Below are 16866 nucleotides of genomic sequence, written 5' to 3' on the forward strand. Positions count from 1 at the left end.
CGCCCGTAATTTCGTACGCTCTTACGTCGGCCAACCTGCGAGCGGTCGGCCGCATTCCCGGGGGCTAGGAGCCCGCGGCGGGCACTGTCTCGCGGGGCTTCGGCTCCGCGTGCTCCAGTACGTCCTTCAGGTGCCGTTCGGCCACCGGAACGACCTCGGCGACGGTGATCTCCCGGCCCAGTTCGTACGAGAGCGAGGTCACACCGGCGTCCCGGATCCCGCAGGGGATGATCCGGTCGAACCAGGTGCTGTCCGGGTTCACGTTGAGGGCGAAGCCGTGCATCGTGACGCCCTTGGCGACGCGGATGCCGATGGCGGCGAGCTTGCGGTCCTCACGGCGCTGGCCGGCGTTGGACGGGGCGTACTCGGGGCCGTTCAGACGCGCGTCGAACTCCTCGTCGTGCAGCCGGGGGTCGAAGTCGAGGGAGAGGCCGCCGATCGCCGGGCGCTCCTCGACGGGGTCGCCCAGGACCCAGACGCCGGAGCGGCCCTCGACCCGGGTGGTCTCCACGCCGAACTCGGCGGCGGTGCGGATCAGGGCCTCTTCGAGGCGGCGGACGTGCGCGACGACGTCCACCGGGCGGGGCAGCTTCATGATCGGGTAGCCGACCAGCTGGCCCGGGCCGTGCCAGGTGATCTTGCCGCCGCGGTCCACGTCGACGACGGGGGTGCCGTCGAGCGGGCGCTCACTGGGGTCGGTGCGCCGCCCCGCCGTGTAGACCGGCGGGTGCTCCACCAGCAGGCAGGTGTCCTCGATCTCGTCCGCGAAGCGGGCCGCGTGCACCCGGCGCTGTTCCTCCCAGGCCTGGGTGTACTCGACGAATTCCGGCCCGAAGCCCAGATGGACAAACCCAAGCTCAGCCACCGCAGCGCCTCCTCATTGAACCTGCTGTGTGCACGTACGTCACTGAGCAAGGGTACGGCGACCCCTGCGAGCGCCCTCGGGGCCCCGGTCCGAGTGATCGGACGGAGAGGGCCGGTCCGTAAAGGGCCCTACGCATTCTGCACACGATCGGATGAATGTGGGGCAGAGAGGGCGGCATCGACGAAGTTCGCCGCTACATTCACGCCGTTCACAGGGCCGGGACCCCGGTCCGTCACGTACGGAAACCGTGGAGCCGATGACGGAACGACCTGCCCAGCGCGTCCCCAACCGGCAGCTCGCGGCGCTGATCGCGGAAGCCGGGTTCTCCAATGCCGGTCTCGCCCGCCGCGTCGACCAGCTCGGCCTGGAGCACGGTCTCGACCTGCGGTACGACAAGACCTCCGTGACCCGATGGCTGCGCGGGCAGCAGCCCCGCGGGACCACCCCGGCGCTGATCGCCGAGGTCTTCACCCGCCGCCTCGGACGCCGGCTCTCCGCCCAGGACCTGGGCCTGGACGCCTGCGCGCCCGTGTACGCGGGGCTGGAGTTCGCGGCCACCCCGGAGGAGGCCGTGGACATCGCGAGCGGGCTGTGGCGCAAGGACTCCGGTTCGCACGCCGAGCTCCGGAAGATCGCCTTCACCCCGGCCGGGCTGGTCGTGCCCAGCCGGGACTGGCTGATCGGCCGGGCCGACGAACGGGTCGGCCGCGGCGCGGAACCCGCCGCGGCCCGCGTCCCGCTGCAGGGCCGGGCCTCGGTGCCCCGGCAGCGGCAGATCGACCGCGGCCCCGGGCAGCGCGTGACCAGCGGGGACATCGCCGCGCTCAGATCGGTGAGCGAGCTGTTCCGGACCCTGGACCAGGCCTACGGCGGCGGACACGCCCGGCAGGCCCTGGTGCGCTACCTGGAGCACGAGGCCGAACCGATGCTCCGCGGGACCTACGGGGAGACCACCGGGCGGCGGCTGTTCTCGGCGGCCGCCGACCTGACCCGGCTCGCGGGCTGGACCTCCTACGACATCGCCGCGCACGGGCTCGCCCAGCGGTACTTCGTGCAGGCGCTGCGGCTCGCGCAGGCGGCCGGGGACCGCGCGTACGGCTCGTACGTGCTGGTCACCATGAGCCGGCAGGCGGTCTACCTCGGCCACGGCCGGGAGGCCGTGCAGCTGGCCCGGGTCGCCCAGCAGGGCGTCGGTTCCGGCCCGCCGCCCGTGGTGCAGGCGCTGCTGCACTCGGCGGAGGCACGCGGACACGCGGTGCTCGGCGAGGTCCGGGCCGCGACCTCCTCCCTGGTGCGGGCCGAGCGCGCGCTGGGCGCGGCCCGGCCGGGCGACGACGTGCCGCACTGGGCCCGGCCCTTCGACGAGGCGCAGCTGGCGGACGAGTTCGGGCACTGCCACCGGGACCTCCAGCAGTACCGTGCCTCGGCGCAGCACGCGGAGCGGTCCCTGCAGCTGCGCGGACCGGCGTACGCGCGGTCCCGGCTGTTCTGCCGGGTGGTGCTGGCCACGGCCCGGCTGGGGCTGGGCGAGCTGGACCAGGCGTGCACGCTGGGGGCGGAGGCGGCGCAGCAGGCGATGGAGATGCGGTCGGTGCGGGCGGTGGAGTACGTACGGGACTTCGAGCGGCGGCTGGAGCCGTACCGGGACGCCTCGGCCGTGCGGAACTACCGGGACCGGGTGGCCGCCCTGTCCTGACGGCGCCCCGGAGCGCCGTGCCGTGGCCCGGGGCGCCCCCGGACGCGCGGCAGGGGCCCGGTCCCGCGACGGGACCGGGCCCCGTGTCGGCCGTGGTTCTCAGGCCGCCACCGGAAGTGCGGGCTCCGGTGTGACCGGGAGCCGGATGCCGAAGTCGCGCAGGACCGCGCTGGCGGCGCGGCGGGCCGAGTGCAGGGCGCCCTGGACGGTGTTGGTGTCGCGGTGGTCGCCGCACACGTACAGCCCGGCCAGCACCCGTACGGGGCGCCGCATGTCGTGCGGCGGGGGCATCGCGGGGACCGCCTCCGGGGTGTGGTGGACGGCCAGCAGTTCCCACTCGCGGGTGGGGGTGTCGTAGAGCCGGGCCAGCCGTGCGGCGACCGTGCGCACGGGCGGCGGCGGGCCGAGCACGGTGGTGGTGACCAGGCTCCGGCCGGCCGGGGCCCGGGTCGGGTCGACCGCGCTCATCACGGCCGTGTGGGAGACGGGCCACTTGGGGTCGCCGTCCAGGAGCAGCGAGCCGTCCCGGGGCAGGGGTGCGGCGGTGGCGTGGTGCAGGACGGTGACCTCGTGGAAGGCGGGCACGCGCAGGCCGGGCAGGAGCTCGGCGGCGGCGCGGGCCCCGGTGGCCAGGAGGACGGATCGGCAGCGGAAGTCGCCGTGCTCCTCGGTGGTGACCAGGTTGGTCGCCACCGAGCGGACCCGGACCCCGGTCCGTACGGTGCCGGGCGGCAGGGCGGCGGCGAGCAGCTCGGGCAGGGCCGCGGCGCCGCCCTCGGGCACGGCGAGGCGGCCGCGGGCGAAGGTGCGCAGGGCGAGGTCGGCGACCCGGCTGGAGGTGGTGAGTTCCGGGTCGCGCAGCAGGGTGGCGATCAGGGGGCGGAGCGCCCCGTTCAGGGTGCGCGTCGGCAGGCCGCGGGAGCGCAGGGCGGCGTGCGCGGTGCGTTCGGGACGGGCGAGCAGCTTCTCCTCGGGCAGGGTGGCGAGCCGGCCGAGGGCCGCGCTGATCCGGGCCTGGTCGAGGGAGCCGCTGGCCAGGGCCCGGGCCGGGGTGAGGACCCCGACCCGCAGCTGTTTGCCGTCGGTGTGGACGAGGACGCCCGGTGCGAAGGGGCGCAGGTTCAGGGCCCGCAGGCCGGGGGTGCGTTCGAGCTCCGGGTACGAGGTGTTGAGCAGTTGCCCGATCCGGTCCAGCCGGAACCCGTCGGCGGACTCGGTGGCCATCCGCCCGCCGGGACCGTCCGCGGCTTCCAGGACGGTGACGGTGAGTCCGGCTGCGATCAGGTGCTGCGCTGCCGCGAGTCCTGAGACCCCGGCTCCTACGATGACGACGTCCGCATGGTGTGCGGCATGGTGTGCGCTGCTGAGCACGTGCCCCTCCCCGAGGTCGGCGCGGCTGTGTGGGGATCCTCCTTCCCCCAACCGGTTAAAGGGGAACCCCAGTTCGGCGTGACATTGCGGTCAACTCCGGTCGCACAACGGTCGCATGTGGGTCACGAACGGTCGCACGGTGGTCGCACACGGAACTCAGAGCGCGGCGCGGATCGCCTGCTCGATGCCGGGGTCGCGGAAGACGAAGCCGGACTCCAGCAGCCGCGCGGGCCGGGCCCGCTGACTGCCCAGCACGTCCTCGGAGAACTCCCCCAGCGCGACGCGCAGGGCCACGGCCGGTACCGGCAGCAGCACGGGCCGGCGCAGCACCCGGCCCATGGCCTCGGTGATCTGGCGGTTGGTCAGCGGCTCCGGAGCGGTCAGGTTCACCGGGCCGGACAGGCCCGGGGTGTCGATGATGTGCCGCAGGGCCGCGATCTCGTCCCGGAGGGAGATGTACGACCAGTACTGGCGGCCGTTGCCGAGCCGGCCGCCGATGCCCGCACGGAAGATCGGGAACATCCGCCCCCAGGCCCCGCCCTCGCGGGCCACGACCAGTCCGGTACGGGCGAACGCGGTCCGGATCCCGGCCTCCCGGGCGGGGGCCGCGGCCGCCTCCCACTCCACGCAGACCGAGGGCAGGAACCCCTGCCCGGCCGGGGCGGCCTCGTCGACGGCCCGGTCACCGGTGTCCCCGTAGTAACCGACGGCCGAACCGCTGACCAGGACGGCGGGCGGCTCGTCGAGGGCGGCGAGGGCGTGCGCGAGCGCGGCGGTGCCGAGCACCCGGCTGTCGCGGATCTCCCTCTTGTACGCGGCCGTCCACCGGTGGTCCCCGACCCCGGCCCCGGCCAGGTGCACGACCGCCCCGCAGCCGGCCAGCCCCGCGGGATCCACGTACCCGCCCGCCGGATCCCACCGCGCCTCGTCCGCCCCGGCGGGCTCCCGCCGCACGAACCGCACCACCTCGTGCCCGTCCGACCGCAGGGACCGCACGAGTGCACTTCCGATGAGCCCGGTCGCCCCGGTGACAGCAATCCGCATGCCCCCATCCTGCCGGGTCGCTGCGCTGTGCTCGGCCGGTTCGGGGCGCGTCGTTGTCCTTCGTCGGACGCGCGTACCCGGGCGGACGTCCCCGCACGGCGCTCCGCGCCCGCGCCTCAAACTCCCCCAGCTACCGCTGGGCGGTGCCCCCTAGCGGGGCTGAAAATCCAGCCCCGCCGGCGTTTGAGGCGCGGGGTGCGGGGCGGAGCCCCGGGGCCGGGCGGAGCCCGGTTCAGGCGGTCGTGCCGAGCCAGGTGCCCACCGCGTAGGTGACACCCATGGCCAGCGCACCCCCGGTGACGTTCCGCAGCACCGCCCTCGGCACCGGCGCCCCGCCCAGCCGCGCACTGATCACGCCGCACAGCGTCAGCGCCGCCAGTACCGCCACCACCGTCACCGGCACCCGCTGCGACGGCCCCGGCAGGATGATCGCCAGCAGTGGCAGCAGCGCCCCCACCGTGAAGGCGACGAGACTGGCGAAGGCCGCGTGCCACGGGTTGGCGAGCTCGTCGGGGTTGATCCCGAGCTCCACCCGGGCGTGGGCCCGCAGCGCGTCCCGCTCCGTCAGCTGCTCGGCGGCTTCGCGCGCCACCTCCCGGCTGAGCCCCCGCTCCGCGAGCAGGTCGGTGAGTTCGTCGAGCTCCGCCTCCGGCTCCTCGGCCAGTTCCCGGCGTTCCAGGTCGAGCGCCGCCCGCTCGGAGTCCCGCTGGGAGCTGACCGAGACGTACTCCCCCGCCGCCATCGACAGCGAGCCCGCCAGCAGCCCGGCGACGCCCGCCGCCAGGATCGCCGAGCGCGAGGTGGTGGCCCCCGCCATACCGACCACCAGGCCCGCGGTGGAGATGATCCCGTCGTTGGCGCCCAGCACACCCGCGCGCAGCCAGTTGAGCCGCGTGCTGATCTCCCCGCTCTGCGAGCCTCCGCCGCCCTCGCCGTGCGCCTCGATGTGTGCCCTGCTGGGCCGTTTCCCCGCGCCTTCGCTTGCCGTCACGCCCCCACTGTCGCGGCCCGGGGCGTACGAGGCCACCCGGCGGGCCGGTCCGGGGTGCGCGGGCCCGGCCCCCGTACCAGGGTGGAGGGGTGAGACGCCGACGTCAGGAGACGGGCTGGCTGCGCGGCGAGCCGCCGCCGCGCTGGGCCCGGATCGCGCCCGCGGCGGCCCTGGTCGTGCTGGTCCTGGCCCAGGCGGTCACCCCCGGCGCGGAGCTCGGGTTCTTCCTGGCCGGTCTGCCCCCGGTGGCCGCCTTCGCGTACGGGGCGGCCGGGACGGCGGTCTTCGCCGGCATCGTCCTCCTGCTGCTGGGCGTCCACTCGCTCGGCGTCGCCAACGCCAGGAGCACGGACCTGGCCACGGTGGCCGTCGTCGGCGTGCTCAGCGTGGTGATCGCCTGGGTCCGCCAGCGCCGGGACGCCCAGCTGGTCAGCGTACGGACGGTGGCGGAGGCGGCCCAGCTCGCGGTCCTCCCGCCGGTGCCGGAGCGGGTCGGTCCGGTGCGCTGCTCCGGCCTCTACCGGGCGGCGCAGCACGGCACGCTGGTCGGCGGCGACCTGTACGACGTACGGGCCGGCCCGCACGGGGTACGGGCGCTGGTCGGGGACGTGCAGGGGCACGGGCTGGCGGCGGTCGGCACGGTGGCGGCGCTGCTCGGGGCCTTCCGCGAGGCCGTGATCGACGACGCCGGACTCGGTGCGGTCGCGGCCCGGCTGGACCGGCGGCTGGTGGCGGACGCGGCGGCCGCGTCGGTCGAGCATCCGGAGCTGTTCGCCACGGCCGTGCTGCTGGAGTTCCCGCCCGGGCTGGACGTCGTGCGGATCGTGTCGTGCGGCCATCCGTCGGCCCTGCGGGTCCGCGGATCGGCCGTGGAGGAGGTGATCGTCGAGCCGGGGCCGCCACTGGGCCTGGGGTTCGCGGGTACGGCTCCGCCGGTGGCGACGGAGCTGGAGGTGCGCCCGGGGGACCAGCTGCTGCTGCACACCGACGGCGTGACGGAGGCCCGCGACGCGACGGGCCGTTTCTACCCGCTGGCCGACCGGGTACCCGTACTGGCACGGGACCCGGCGGGCCTGGTCGGGGCGGTGTGGCAGGACCTCGCGGCCTTCACGAAGGGCGGCCCGAACGACGACGTGGCCCTGCTGCTGCTGTCCCTGGACGGACGGGAACCGGTGGCGTAGGCCGTGCCGGGCGGTCCCGACCGGCCGCGGTCGGCCGGTCGGAACGCGTGACGCCCGACGCGTGACGCCCGACGCCTACGACTCCGTGATGAACGCGCGCACCATCTTGCAGGTGACGTTCGACGGCCGGTGGATCCCCGTCCGGACGGCCATCGTCCGGATCTTCCGGTTGGTGGCACGGCGGGCGTCGTACGTCCCCGAGTCGAGCAGGGATATCGCCAGCCGCATCGCCTTCAGACGGCGGTTGTGGCTCTCGTACCACTCGCGGGGCAGCCCCGCCGGCAGCGGCTTCTTCTTGATGTGCTGGACGGTGGTGGCAGTGGCCATCTACAGCCTCCCAAACGGTAGTTGGCGTCCTGTCGTTCTTCCTCGATTTTACCGGGGACCACTGACAAAAGCCCCTGGCCAGACCGACCCCGGTAGGGTCGGCGCCATGGAGATCTGGATCAATCCCGCCTGTTCCAAGTGCCGCAGCGCCCTGACCCTGCTGGACGCGGAGGGCGCCGACTACACGGTGCGCCGCTACCTGGAGGACGTGCCCTCGGAGGGCGAGATCCGCGAGGTGCTCGGCCGGCTCGGACTTGAGCCGTGGGACATCACGCGCACCTCGGACCCGCTGGCCAAGGAGACCGGCGTGCGGGACCTGCCGCGCGAGGAGACCAACGCGGCGCGCGGCCTCTGGATCGCCCACCTGGCCGCTCACCCGAAGCTCATCCAGCGCCCGATCATCACCGCCGAGGACGGCACGGCCGTGGTCGCCCGCTCCGAGGAGGCCGTCCGCGAGGCCCTGTCCCGCAAGGGCTAGAAGACGCGCCGCGCGATCTCGGCGGCGGCCGTCAGCGGCAGCGCGTGGTGCGGAACCCCCGGCAGTACGCCGACCCGCGCGCCCGGCAGGACGGCCCGCGCCGCCCGGGCCGCACGGCCCGAGTCGTGGCAGCGGGCGAGTCCCGCGAAGAGGACGTCGACCCGGGGGCCCGCACCCGAGGGCCGTGCGAGCCAGGCCAGGTCCGGGCGCGGCCCGGTGACCGGCCGGACCGCGGGGAAGCCGGCGCTCTCCTCCTGCAGCCGCAGCCAGGCCGGATCGAGCGCGGCTCCGCGGGACTCCCAGGCGAGGAAGGAGCGGATCCGCTCCGGGGTGGGCCGCACCAGCACGGGCAGCGCGCGCAGCACGTAGCCCGGGCGCAGTCCCGCGAAGACCCGGGTCGGGTCGAGCAGCAGCAGGCGACCGAGCCGGTCCGGGCGCCGGGCGGCGTAGTGGGCGGCGATCCAGGCCCCGTACGAGTGCCCGGCGAGGGTCACCGGCCCGCGTTGCGGGCCCAGCCCGTCGAGGACGGCGTCGAGCCAGCCGACCAGGTCCCCGACGGCCCGGATCGCCCGGCCGGGAGCCGCGACGCTGAGCCCCGGCTCCCCCACCAGGTCCACGGCGTGCACCCGGTGGGCGCGGGCGGCCCCGGCGGCGGCGCAGGCGCCCCACACGGTGGAAGTGGACCCGCCGCCGGGCAGCAGCACGAGCGGCGGCGCGCCGGCCGGACCGCAGCGGTTGACGCGGGTGACCCCGTACGAGGTGGCCAGGTCGACGGCCTCGACGGGGCCGGGCCACCGGCCGAGCGCCGCGTCGTAGGCGGCGCGGAAGGAAGACGTCCGGTACATGTGCGCTCCAATGCGTCGGCCATGCCTCGGCCAATACCTCAACCAACACCTCGCTGGGCGATAATCTCGCTCAACGAGAGATTCCACCAGGGGGCGACGTGGACGACATGGACGGTGTGAACCACATGGGCGACATGGACGGTGTGAACCACATCGGTGACATGGACGACATGGACGACGGCAGGAACCAGGACAACCGGGAACCGGGAAGCGCGGACCCCGACAACCTCCGACTGGTGCACCTCCTCCGCGCGGTGACCGTCGAGTTCGGCCTGCGCCAAGCCGACTTCGCCGCCCGCAACGGCATGCACCCCACCGACGTACGGGCCCTGATCTGCCTGCTCGACGCGGCACGCGCGAACGAGGCGGCCACCGCGGGCCTGCTCGGCGCCCGGCTCGGCCTCAACTCCGCCGGCACCACCTCAGTGATCGACCGCCTCGAACGGCTCGGCCACGTGGCGCGGATCCGCGACGACCACGACCGGCGCCGGATCCTGCTGCGCGTGGAACCGGCGGCGATCCGTCTGGGACGGGAGTTCTTCGGGCCCCTGATCGACGGGGTGCTCCAGGTGCTCGACTCCTTCGACCCCGCCGAACGGGAGACCGTACGCCGCTTCCTGACAGCCACCCACGCCGTCTTCGCGCCGGAGCCGCGCCCGTGACCACCCCCGACCAGGGACCCGGCGGCACCGACCTGCACCTGGAACTCCCCGCCGAGGGCGCCCGGCGGACCGCCCTCGCGCAGGCCCTGCGCGGCGCCGTGCGCAGCGGCCGACTCGCCGGCGGAACCCTGCTCCCGCCGTACCGGACGCTGGCCGCCGACCTCGGCCTGGCCCGCAACGCCGTCGCCGACGCCTACGCCGAGCTGGTCGCCGAGGGCTGGTTCACGGCCCGGCAGGGCTCCGGCACCCGGGTCGCCGAAGGCGTCGCCACCACCGACGCACCGGCCGCCCCGGCCGGGCCCGCGCCCGGCCGGCTCCGCCACGACCTGCTCCAGGGCAAGCCCGACCCCGCGTCCTTCCCGCGCGCCGCCTGGGCCACCAGCGCCCGCCGAGCCCTGACCGAGGCACCCACCGAGGCCTTCGGGCCCGGCGATCCGCAGGGCCGCCCCGAACTGCGGCGGGCCCTGGCCGGTTACCTGTCCCGCGCGCGGGGCGTGCGCTGCGGCCCCGAGAACATCGTGATCTGCTCCGGCTTCGCCAACGGGCTGCGGCTCCTGTCGTCCGTCCGGCCCCCGGACTGGGCCGTCGAGGCGTACGGACTCCCCTTCCATCACGGCATCCTCCAGGCTGCCGGGGTCCGCCCGCACCCCGTCACGGTCGACGAGGACGGCGCCCGGACGACGGAACTCCCCTCCCGGGCCCGAACGTTGCTGCTCACACCGGCGCACCAGTTCCCGACGGGCGGCCGCCTGCTGCCGGCGCGCCGGGCCGCCGCCGTGGAATGGGCCCGCGGTACCGATGGCGTCATCGTCGAGGACGACTACGACGGGGAGTTCCGCTACGACCGCAAACCGGTCGGCGCACTGCAGGGACTCGCCCCCGAACACGTGGTGTACGCGGGCTCCCTGAGCAAGAGCCTGTCCCCCGCGCTGCGCCTGGGCTGGCTGGTCCTCCCCGACCGGCTGCGCGACCAGGTGCTGGCCGCGAAGGGACTGCGGGAGTCCTGGGCGAGCGCCCTGGACCAGCTGGCACTGGCCGACTTCATCGAGTGCGGGGCGTACGACCGCCACGTGCGCCGGATGCGCCTGCGCTACCGGGACCGCCGCGACCAGCTGGTCGCCGCACTGGCGACACGCGCCCCGGAGGTCCGGATCACGGGCATCTCGGCCGGCCTCCACGCCGTACTGGAACTCCCCCCGGGCCGGGAATCCCCCGCCCTGGCGGCGGCCCACGCGGCGGGCCTGGCCCTGGACGGCCTGTCGTCCTACCAACACCCGGCCGACCCGGCCCCACCCCGCGAGGGCCTGGTGATCGGCTACGCGGCACCCCCGGACTCGGCGTTCACCCGGGCACTCGGAGCGTTGGCGGGGGTGGTGGGCGGGGCGGGCGAGGCGGGGTGAGGTGGGCGAGGCGGGGGCTTCGGGGGCGGGATCCTCTCGGGCGGTATCAGAGGAGCGGATGGGGGTTTCCCGTCAGTCCCATCCGCATCCCTGATGCCGCCCCAGAGGATCCCGCCCTCCGGAGCCCCCGTCGCACCGCCCGATGCCGCCCCGGCCGCTCCCGTTCCCCGAAGCCCCCGCCCCGCCCCCGCCTCTCTTCACCCCGCTCCCACCTTCCGCCCCCTAGGGTGGCCAGAGCAGTAAAGAGGGACGTATCGGACCAAAGGACCCGTAGTGAACGAGGAGCAGCAGCCACACGGCCAGGCGGCCCCGTCGGCCCCTCCCGCCGGGGCGGACTCGTGGCCCGGGCGGCGTGGGGCCGACTGGATGTTCGGCGGGGTGTACGGGACCGTACTGGCCAGTGCGCTGTTGGCCGCGCTGCACCAGAAGGGGGAGGAGTTCACCCCGTACTACGACGCCAGCTGGGTGCTGGTGACGGCCGCGACCGCCGGGCTCGCGCACGGGTACTCGCACCACATGGCCTCCCAGCAGGGAGACTCCGCCGGACATCGGTGGCGGATGCTGGGTCTGGCGCTGTGGAACGAGTGGCCGCTGATCGTGGCCGCCCTGCCCACCGTCCTGTTGCTGGTCGCAGCCGGGCTCTTCGGCTGGGACGCGTACGCGGTGACCGCCGTCGGGCTGGGGCTGAACACCGCCCTGCTGTTCGCCTGGGGTGCGCTCGTCGCGCTCCGCGTGGGCTACCGGCTCGGCTCCGCCCTGGCGATCGGCATGGCGGACGCCACGATCGGCCTGGCCATCATCGTGGCGAACGCGGTGATCAAGTAGGGAGCTGCGCCTCCGCCTCGGCCAGGATCTCCGTCAGCCGGGCTCCGAACTCCGCGCCGCGCGGATCCGGAACGCCCGTCCGGGCCGCGGTGAGCAGTGCGTCCAGGGCGCGCCCGTAGGCGCCCGGTACGTCGCTCCAGTCGGGCAGTTCGTGCACGCCCTCGGTGCCGCGCAGTTCGAGCCCGACCCCGGCGGCCGCGCGCGGCGCGCTCAGGCTGAGCACGGCGGTGCTGGCCGCGCCCGAGGTGTGCCGGAGTGCCAGCTGGACCACGTCGGAGGGGCCCGGGGTGGCGCTGATCGCGGTGACCTCGCCGAGGACCGGGATCAGGACGGACAGGGCGTGCGGGCCGACGTCCCACAGCCCGCCCTTGGCCTTGCGCCAGGGCGAGTCGGCGTAGGCGCTGGGCGTTCCGTCGGAGGGGAAGACGGCGCCGAACCAGTGGGCCGCGGCCGTGAACCAGCCGGTGCGTGCGGCCTGTTCCTCGACCCAGCCCGCGGTGGGCTCGGCGAAGCGCAGGGTGAGGAAGACCACGGTGGCGACCTGGTGGCGCGCGGCCGCTTCGGCGACGGCGCGGGCGTCCTCCACGGTGGTGGCGACGGGCTTGTCGAGGAGCAGGTGGCATCCCGCGGCGGCGGCGCGGACGGCCATGGCGGCTTGTACGTCGGGCGGCAGGGCGAAGGCCACGACGTCACACTCGGCGAACAGCTCGTCGGCGTCTTCGTACACCTTCACGCCGTACTCGTGGGCCAGCTCGGCCGCGGCTTCGGGCCGGCGGCCCCACACGCCGGCGAAGTCGGAGCCGGCGTGCGCGGCGAGGGCGGGGGCGTGGGTGCGGTGCGCCCAGGGGCCGGTGCCCAGCAGGCCGACGCGGGGGCGGCGGCCGCCCGGGGCCTGATCGGCGGCGCCTGCGGTGTCGGCGGTGGTGGCGGCGGCACCTTCGGCGACGCGTGCGGCGGCGCTCTCGACGGGGCCCTCGGCGGAGTTCCAGTCAGACGAAATGCTCACGCGGCCAGTCTGCCCCACCCGGACGGGCGGGCCGACCCCAACCCGCACAACCCGCCCGACCTGCGGTGCAAACCTCGGTAACACGGGGTTCACACACGGGCAACGGATGGGAAATCGCGGGCGGGCACGCTGCGGTCATCACCGCAGCGATGAAGCAGCGACCAGCAGCACCCGCAGAGTCTGAGGATGGGGCCCGTGAGCTACAAGGCTGAGTACATCTGGATCGACGGCACCGAGCCGACGGCGAAGCTTCGCTCCAAGACGAAGATCATCGCGGACGGCGGCGCGCTGCCCATCTGGGGCTTCGACGGTTCGAGCACGAACCAGGCCGAGGGCCACGCGTCCGACCGCGTGCTCAACCCGGTCTTCTCCTGCCCGGACCCGATCCGCGGCGGCGACAACGTCCTCGTCCTGTGCGAGGTCCTGAACATCGACATGACCCCGCACGAGTCGAACACCCGCGCGCTGCTGCGTCCGGTCGCCGAGAAGTTCGCGGCCCAGGAGCCGATCTTCGGCATCGAGCAGGAGTACACCTTCTTCGACGGCATCCGTCCGCTCGGCTTCCCGGTGGGCGGCTTCCCGGCCGCGCAGGGCGGCTACTACTGCGGTGTCGGCTCGGACGAGATCTTCGGCCGCGAGATCGTCGAGAAGCACCTGGACCACTGCCTCGCGGCCGGCCTGAGCATCTCCGGCATCAACGCCGAGGTCATGCCGGGCCAGTGGGAGTTCCAGGTCGGTCCGGTCGGTCCGCTGGAGGTCTCGGACCAGCTGTGGATCGCGCGCTGGCTGCTCTACCGCACCGCCGAGGACTTCAACGTCTCCGCGACGCTGAACCCGAAGCCGGTCAAGGGCGACTGGAACGGCGCGGGCGCGCACACCAACTTCTCCACGAAGGCGATGCGCGAGGACTACCGCGCGATCATCTCCGCGTGCGAGGCGCTGGGCGAGGGCAGCAAGCCGCTCGACCACGTGAAGAACTACGGCGCCGGCATCGACGAGCGCCTGACGGGTCTGCACGAGACCGCCCCCTGGAACGAGTTCAGCTACGGCGTCTCGGACCGCGGCGCCTCGGTCCGCATCCCGTGGCAGGTGGAGAAGGACGGCAAGGGCTACATCGAGGACCGCCGCCCGAACGCGAACGTGGACCCGTACGTGGTGACCCGTCTCATCACGGACACCTGCTGCGCGGGCCTGGAGAAGGACGGCCTGGTCTGACGACGACCGGCCCCGTCGGCACCACAAGGACCGCCGACACCGCCGACACCACTGACAGCGCCCGCCGCGCCCCGATGGGGCCGGCGGGCGCTGTCAGTGCCGCGTGGGACGGTACGGCCATGTTGGCGATCAGGATCCAGACGGAGCGCGGCGAGTTCTACGAACGCCCCACGCTCGGCGTGTTGTCCGAACTCGTGGAGCGCATCGGCGCGGACGGGGACCACTTCGTCGTCGTCGAGCGGATCGTCGAGGACCCGGACGTCTACATACAGGTCTGGCACGACGAGGGCGGCGCCTATCAGTTGGAGTACCGGGACGGGTCCGCGGAGCGGCATTTCCAGGCGCATCTGCCCGCGGCGGCCGAGGTGGTGGAGGTGATGGCGCGCTGGGCCCGCCAGGAGAAGGGCTGGGACCTCGGGCCGGGGTGGCAGCCGTTGCACCTCGACTGAGGGTCGGCTTTGTCCGGGATTGACAGGGGCGGTCGCTCGGCATGTGAGATATCCATCCGCAGGCTGAGACGAGACCTGCCCCGGGGGCATGACTTCTGCTTGAATGGGGCCATGGCCAGCCATTCGTACACCTCGTCAGGTCGCAGCGACCTCGAGCCTTTCTGGCCGTCCCGTCAGGATCACGATTACGACCGGGAGTGTTGCCGCGCGAAGAACGCGCCGGCCCTCTAAAGCCTCCGGGATCACCCACCTGACCTTCCCCGAGGCCTTCGGTCTGCGCGGTATCGACATCGACGACGTACGCACGTCTCCTGCCGACCCTTCCGCGTGAAAGAGCTGACCACTCATGGCGAACACCCGCTCCCTCTCCTCCGCCGCCACCGCTGCGACCTCTCCCCCGACCTATCCGCCCAGTCCGCGCCACCGGCTGCGTTCCGTCGACCGGGACGAAGTGTCCCGGGTCGTGGACCTCCTGCCGCCGGGGGCCACTTGGCTGCCCGCGCCCCAGCACACCCTCCCGGCGCTGCCGGGCCAGCCGCCGATGATCGGTTACCTGGTGCTCGTACCGGCCGACCAGCAGCCTCCGATCGCCTTCGCCCCGCAGGCGGTGGCCGCCGCCGTTGCGTCGGCTCCCGCGGCCGCCGCACCCGCTCCGGCCGCCGGACCGGCTGACGGCCGGGTCCGGATCGACTCGGCGCAGCGCACCGCCGAGGTCGACGGACGGGTGCTCGACCTGACGTACCTGGAGTTCGAACTGCTCGCCCACCTGGTGCAGCACCCGCACCGGGTGCACAGCCGGGACCAGCTGGTCACCACCGTCTGGGGATACGGTCACGTCGGCGACGGCCGGACCGTGGACGTCCACATCGCCCGGCTGCGCCGCAAGCTGGGCGCCTCCCACCGTGCCGCGATCCAGACCGTGCGCCGGGTCGGCTACAAGTACGCGCCCTGACGAGCAGGTCGGCCGGACGACGGTGGGCCCGTACTCCCCCGGGGGAGTACGGGCCCACCTCGTTCGCGGCGGCCGTTCGCGGCGGCCGTGCGGCTACGCCGCCTTCGCCTTGCGGCCCGCGACGAAGCCCAGCAGGACGTCGACCGCGAGGAAGGCGACCAGGCTGATCCCGAGCAGCGGGATGAACCAGCCGGTCACGGCGGTCACCGCGGCCAGCGGCAGCAGCACGGTCACCGGGAGCTTGCGCCAGGCACCGCGCGGCTGCGCGCGGCCCACGGACAGCTTGCGGTCCTTCGTCGGGCGGCGCAGCCACCACATGCGGTAGCCCCAGAAGACGAGGAACATCACGGCGACGGCGAGCGCCGCCAGCGCGATCTGGTTGGCGAGCCCGAAGGTCGTACCCATGTGCAGGTCGATGCCGAAGCGGGTCATCTTGGCGAGCAGCGGGTAGTCCGCGAAGCGCAGTTCGTCCATGACGCGGGCGTCCGCGGGGTCGACGGCGACCGAGTCGAAGTGCACCGGCACCAGCTTGTCCTGCTCCTTGATGACGTAGCCCTTGCCCTTGGCGGGCAGGGTCACGCGGAGCGCCTCGGTGACGCCCGCGGCCCGGGCTGCGTCCACGGCCCTGTCGATGCCGACGTCCGTGGTGGGTGCGGGCGGCGGGGCCATCGGCGTGCCGTCGGGCATGGTGTGCCCGGCGTGCTCGTCGGAGCCGGCGGTCGCCCCGGCGTTGAGCTGGGCGGAGACGCTGGGGGTGGCGCCGCCGAGGCTGTCCTGGAGCTGCCCGATGTTCTCGCCGGCGTACTTCGACCAGGTCAGGCCGGTCGCGGAGAGCACGAGGAGGCCGGCGACGGACCACAGGCCGACGGTTCCGTGCCAGGACAGGGTGCGGCGCCGGCCGGTGGCCGCCCGGTCCGGGAGGACCAGCTGCGACTTGCGCTTGTGGCGACGGCCGAGCCACAGGGCGAGTCCGCCGAGCGCGACCACCCACATCCAGCTCGCGGCGAGCTCGCTGTAGTTCCGGCCGAACTCGCCGAGCTGGAGGCTGGAGTGGAACTCGCTCAGCCAGGCCCGCAGCGGCAGCGCGTCGCCGACGGTGGCGAGCTGCCCGCGCACCTCGGCCGTATACGGGTCGACGAAGACGGTGAGGGTCTCGCCCTCGGGGAGGCCCGGGCTCTCCATGATCACCCGGGTGGTGGCCTCGGTGTCGGGGGCGGGCCACACGGACACGACCTCGCCCTCGGGGGCGGCACCCTTGGCCGCTTCGACCTGGGCGCTGAGCGGCAGTGCGCTGTCGCCGACGCGGGCGACGGTCAGCTCGTCGGAGTAGATGATCTTCTCGGCCTGCCAGGAAGCGGCGTAGAGCAGCCCGGTGGCGGCGGCGAGGAAGATCACGGGGGCGATGAGCAGCCCCGCGTAGAAGTGCATGCGCAGGAGCAGCGGCCGTACGGCGGCCCAGCCGCCGCGGTTCTTGGCCGTCGCGGCCGGTTCGGCGTCCGGGGTGCGGACGTCTTGAGCCTCGTCAAGAGACATGGGGATCCTAGGGGTTGGTGAAGGCA

Annotated in this window: 17 protein-coding genes; 9 read left to right on the forward strand and 8 right to left on the reverse strand. The window is 74.1% G+C overall.

From position 1 onward, the window contains the following. Positions 1–64 precede the first annotated feature (64 nt). Positions 65–865, reverse strand: a complete 801-nt coding sequence (gene lipB, locus ACXNSR_RS11820; RefSeq protein ID WP_458642018.1) for a lipoyl(octanoyl) transferase LipB — start codon at positions 863–865, stop codon at positions 65–67. Positions 866–1121: 256 nt separating this feature from the next. On the opposite strand from lipB, the gene ACXNSR_RS11825 reads away from it, so the two are divergent. After that, entirely contained in the window at positions 1122–2561 is a 1440-nt protein-coding gene (locus ACXNSR_RS11825) for a regulator (RefSeq protein ID WP_458642019.1), read from the forward strand. A 99-nt stretch (positions 2562–2660) separates the two neighbouring features. Here ACXNSR_RS11825 and ACXNSR_RS11830 read toward each other — a convergent pair whose 3' ends face one another. From ACXNSR_RS11830 to ACXNSR_RS11840, 3 genes are all read right to left on the reverse strand, one after another. Then, positions 2661–3932, reverse strand: a complete 1272-nt coding sequence (locus tag ACXNSR_RS11830; RefSeq protein WP_458642020.1) for an NAD(P)/FAD-dependent oxidoreductase — start codon at positions 3930–3932, stop codon at positions 2661–2663. Between the two features lie 156 nt (positions 3933–4088). Further along, on the reverse strand, positions 4089–4976 hold the full coding sequence (locus tag ACXNSR_RS11835) for a TIGR01777 family oxidoreductase (protein WP_458642021.1): 888 nt from the start codon (positions 4974–4976) through the stop codon (positions 4089–4091). A gap of 232 nt (positions 4977–5208) precedes the next feature. Next, on the reverse strand, positions 5209–5967 hold the full coding sequence (locus tag ACXNSR_RS11840; RefSeq protein ID WP_458642022.1) for a VIT1/CCC1 transporter family protein: 759 nt from the start codon (positions 5965–5967) through the stop codon (positions 5209–5211). Positions 5968–6056: 89 nt separating this feature from the next. Here ACXNSR_RS11840 and ACXNSR_RS11845 point away from each other — a divergent pair, with 89 nt between their 5' ends. Continuing rightward, entirely contained in the window at positions 6057–7148 is a 1092-nt protein-coding gene (locus ACXNSR_RS11845) for a PP2C family protein-serine/threonine phosphatase (protein WP_458642023.1), read from the forward strand. A gap of 75 nt (positions 7149–7223) precedes the next feature. Here the strand turns inward: ACXNSR_RS11845 and ACXNSR_RS11850 are convergent, their stop codons facing one another. Further along, entirely contained in the window at positions 7224–7475 is a 252-nt protein-coding gene (locus ACXNSR_RS11850; RefSeq protein WP_458642024.1) for a hypothetical protein, read from the reverse strand. A gap of 106 nt (positions 7476–7581) precedes the next feature. Between ACXNSR_RS11850 and ACXNSR_RS11855 the strand changes: the two genes are divergently transcribed. Continuing rightward, positions 7582–7953, forward strand: a complete 372-nt coding sequence (locus tag ACXNSR_RS11855; protein WP_458642025.1) for an ArsC/Spx/MgsR family protein — start codon at positions 7582–7584, stop codon at positions 7951–7953. Here ACXNSR_RS11855 and ACXNSR_RS11860 read toward each other — a convergent pair. After that, positions 7950–8798 (reverse strand): alpha/beta fold hydrolase, encoded by an 849-nt coding sequence (locus ACXNSR_RS11860; protein WP_458642026.1) that lies wholly within the window; start codon positions 8796–8798, stop codon positions 7950–7952. The two genes, ACXNSR_RS11855 and ACXNSR_RS11860, sit on opposite strands and share 4 nt — an antisense overlap. 170 nt (positions 8799–8968) lie before the next feature. Here ACXNSR_RS11860 and ACXNSR_RS11865 point away from each other — a divergent pair, with 170 nt between their 5' ends. The 3 genes from ACXNSR_RS11865 (at position 8969) to ACXNSR_RS11875 (ending at position 11685) form a co-directional block, all read left to right on the forward strand. After that, entirely contained in the window at positions 8969–9460 is a 492-nt protein-coding gene (locus ACXNSR_RS11865) for a MarR family transcriptional regulator (protein WP_458643278.1), read from the forward strand. Beyond that, positions 9457–10860, forward strand: a complete 1404-nt coding sequence (gene pdxR / locus ACXNSR_RS11870; protein ID WP_458642027.1) for a MocR-like pyridoxine biosynthesis transcription factor PdxR — start codon at positions 9457–9459, stop codon at positions 10858–10860. Before ACXNSR_RS11865 ends, pdxR begins: the two co-directional genes overlap by 4 nt. 273 nt (positions 10861–11133) lie before the next feature. Then, positions 11134–11685 carry a hypothetical protein gene (locus ACXNSR_RS11875; protein WP_458642028.1) on the forward strand — a complete coding sequence of 184 codons (552 nt, stop codon included), beginning with the start codon at positions 11134–11136 and terminating at the stop codon, positions 11683–11685. On the opposite strand, the gene ACXNSR_RS11880 is transcribed toward ACXNSR_RS11875, so the two are convergent. Continuing rightward, positions 11678–12547, reverse strand: coding sequence for a Gfo/Idh/MocA family protein (locus ACXNSR_RS11880; protein WP_458643279.1), 870 nt, complete (start codon positions 12545–12547; stop codon positions 11678–11680). The genes ACXNSR_RS11875 and ACXNSR_RS11880 overlap by 8 nt on opposite strands. A gap of 339 nt (positions 12548–12886) precedes the next feature. On the opposite strand from ACXNSR_RS11880, the gene glnII reads away from it, so the two are divergent. The 3 genes from glnII (at position 12887) to ACXNSR_RS11895 (ending at position 15307) form a co-directional block, all read left to right on the forward strand. Beyond that, complete coding sequence (glnII, locus tag ACXNSR_RS11885) at positions 12887–13906, forward strand: glutamine synthetase (RefSeq protein WP_458642029.1); 1020 nt, start codon at positions 12887–12889, stop codon at positions 13904–13906. A gap of 119 nt (positions 13907–14025) precedes the next feature. Next, complete coding sequence (locus ACXNSR_RS11890; RefSeq protein ID WP_458642030.1) at positions 14026–14355, forward strand: hypothetical protein; 330 nt, start codon at positions 14026–14028, stop codon at positions 14353–14355. Between the two features lie 346 nt (positions 14356–14701). Continuing rightward, on the forward strand, positions 14702–15307 hold the full coding sequence (locus ACXNSR_RS11895; RefSeq protein WP_458642031.1) for a winged helix-turn-helix domain-containing protein: 606 nt from the start codon (positions 14702–14704) through the stop codon (positions 15305–15307). Between the two features lie 93 nt (positions 15308–15400). Here the strand turns inward: ACXNSR_RS11895 and ACXNSR_RS11900 are convergent, their stop codons facing one another. Then, the gene (locus ACXNSR_RS11900) at positions 15401–16840 is read right to left on the reverse strand and encodes a PepSY-associated TM helix domain-containing protein (protein ID WP_458642032.1); all 1440 of its coding nucleotides are present in this window, start codon (positions 16838–16840) and stop codon (positions 15401–15403) included. Between the last annotated feature and the right edge of the window lie 26 nt (positions 16841–16866).

The organism is Streptomyces sp. NC-S4 (assembly GCF_054353315.1).

Bases quoted from the DNA above. Each gene is read 5' to 3' on its own strand.
- ACXNSR_RS11865 (WP_458643278.1), top strand. From the start codon at position 8,969: ATGGACGACGGCAGGAACCAGGACAACCGGGAACCGGGAAGCGCGGAC.
- ACXNSR_RS11850 (WP_458642024.1), bottom strand. From the start codon at position 7,475: ATGGCCACTGCCACCACCGTCCAGCACATCAAGAAGAAGCCGCTGCCG.
- ACXNSR_RS11895 (WP_458642031.1), top strand. From the start codon at position 14,702: ATGGCGAACACCCGCTCCCTCTCCTCCGCCGCCACCGCTGCGACCTCT.
- ACXNSR_RS11825 (WP_458642019.1), top strand. From the start codon at position 1,122: ATGACGGAACGACCTGCCCAGCGCGTCCCCAACCGGCAGCTCGCGGCG.
- ACXNSR_RS11835 (WP_458642021.1), bottom strand. From the start codon at position 4,976: ATGCGGATTGCTGTCACCGGGGCGACCGGGCTCATCGGAAGTGCACTC.
- ACXNSR_RS11860 (WP_458642026.1), bottom strand. From the start codon at position 8,798: ATGTACCGGACGTCTTCCTTCCGCGCCGCCTACGACGCGGCGCTCGGC.
- ACXNSR_RS11855 (WP_458642025.1), top strand. From the start codon at position 7,582: ATGGAGATCTGGATCAATCCCGCCTGTTCCAAGTGCCGCAGCGCCCTG.
- ACXNSR_RS11890 (WP_458642030.1), top strand. From the start codon at position 14,026: ATGTTGGCGATCAGGATCCAGACGGAGCGCGGCGAGTTCTACGAACGC.
- ACXNSR_RS11900 (WP_458642032.1), bottom strand. From the start codon at position 16,840: ATGTCTCTTGACGAGGCTCAAGACGTCCGCACCCCGGACGCCGAACCG.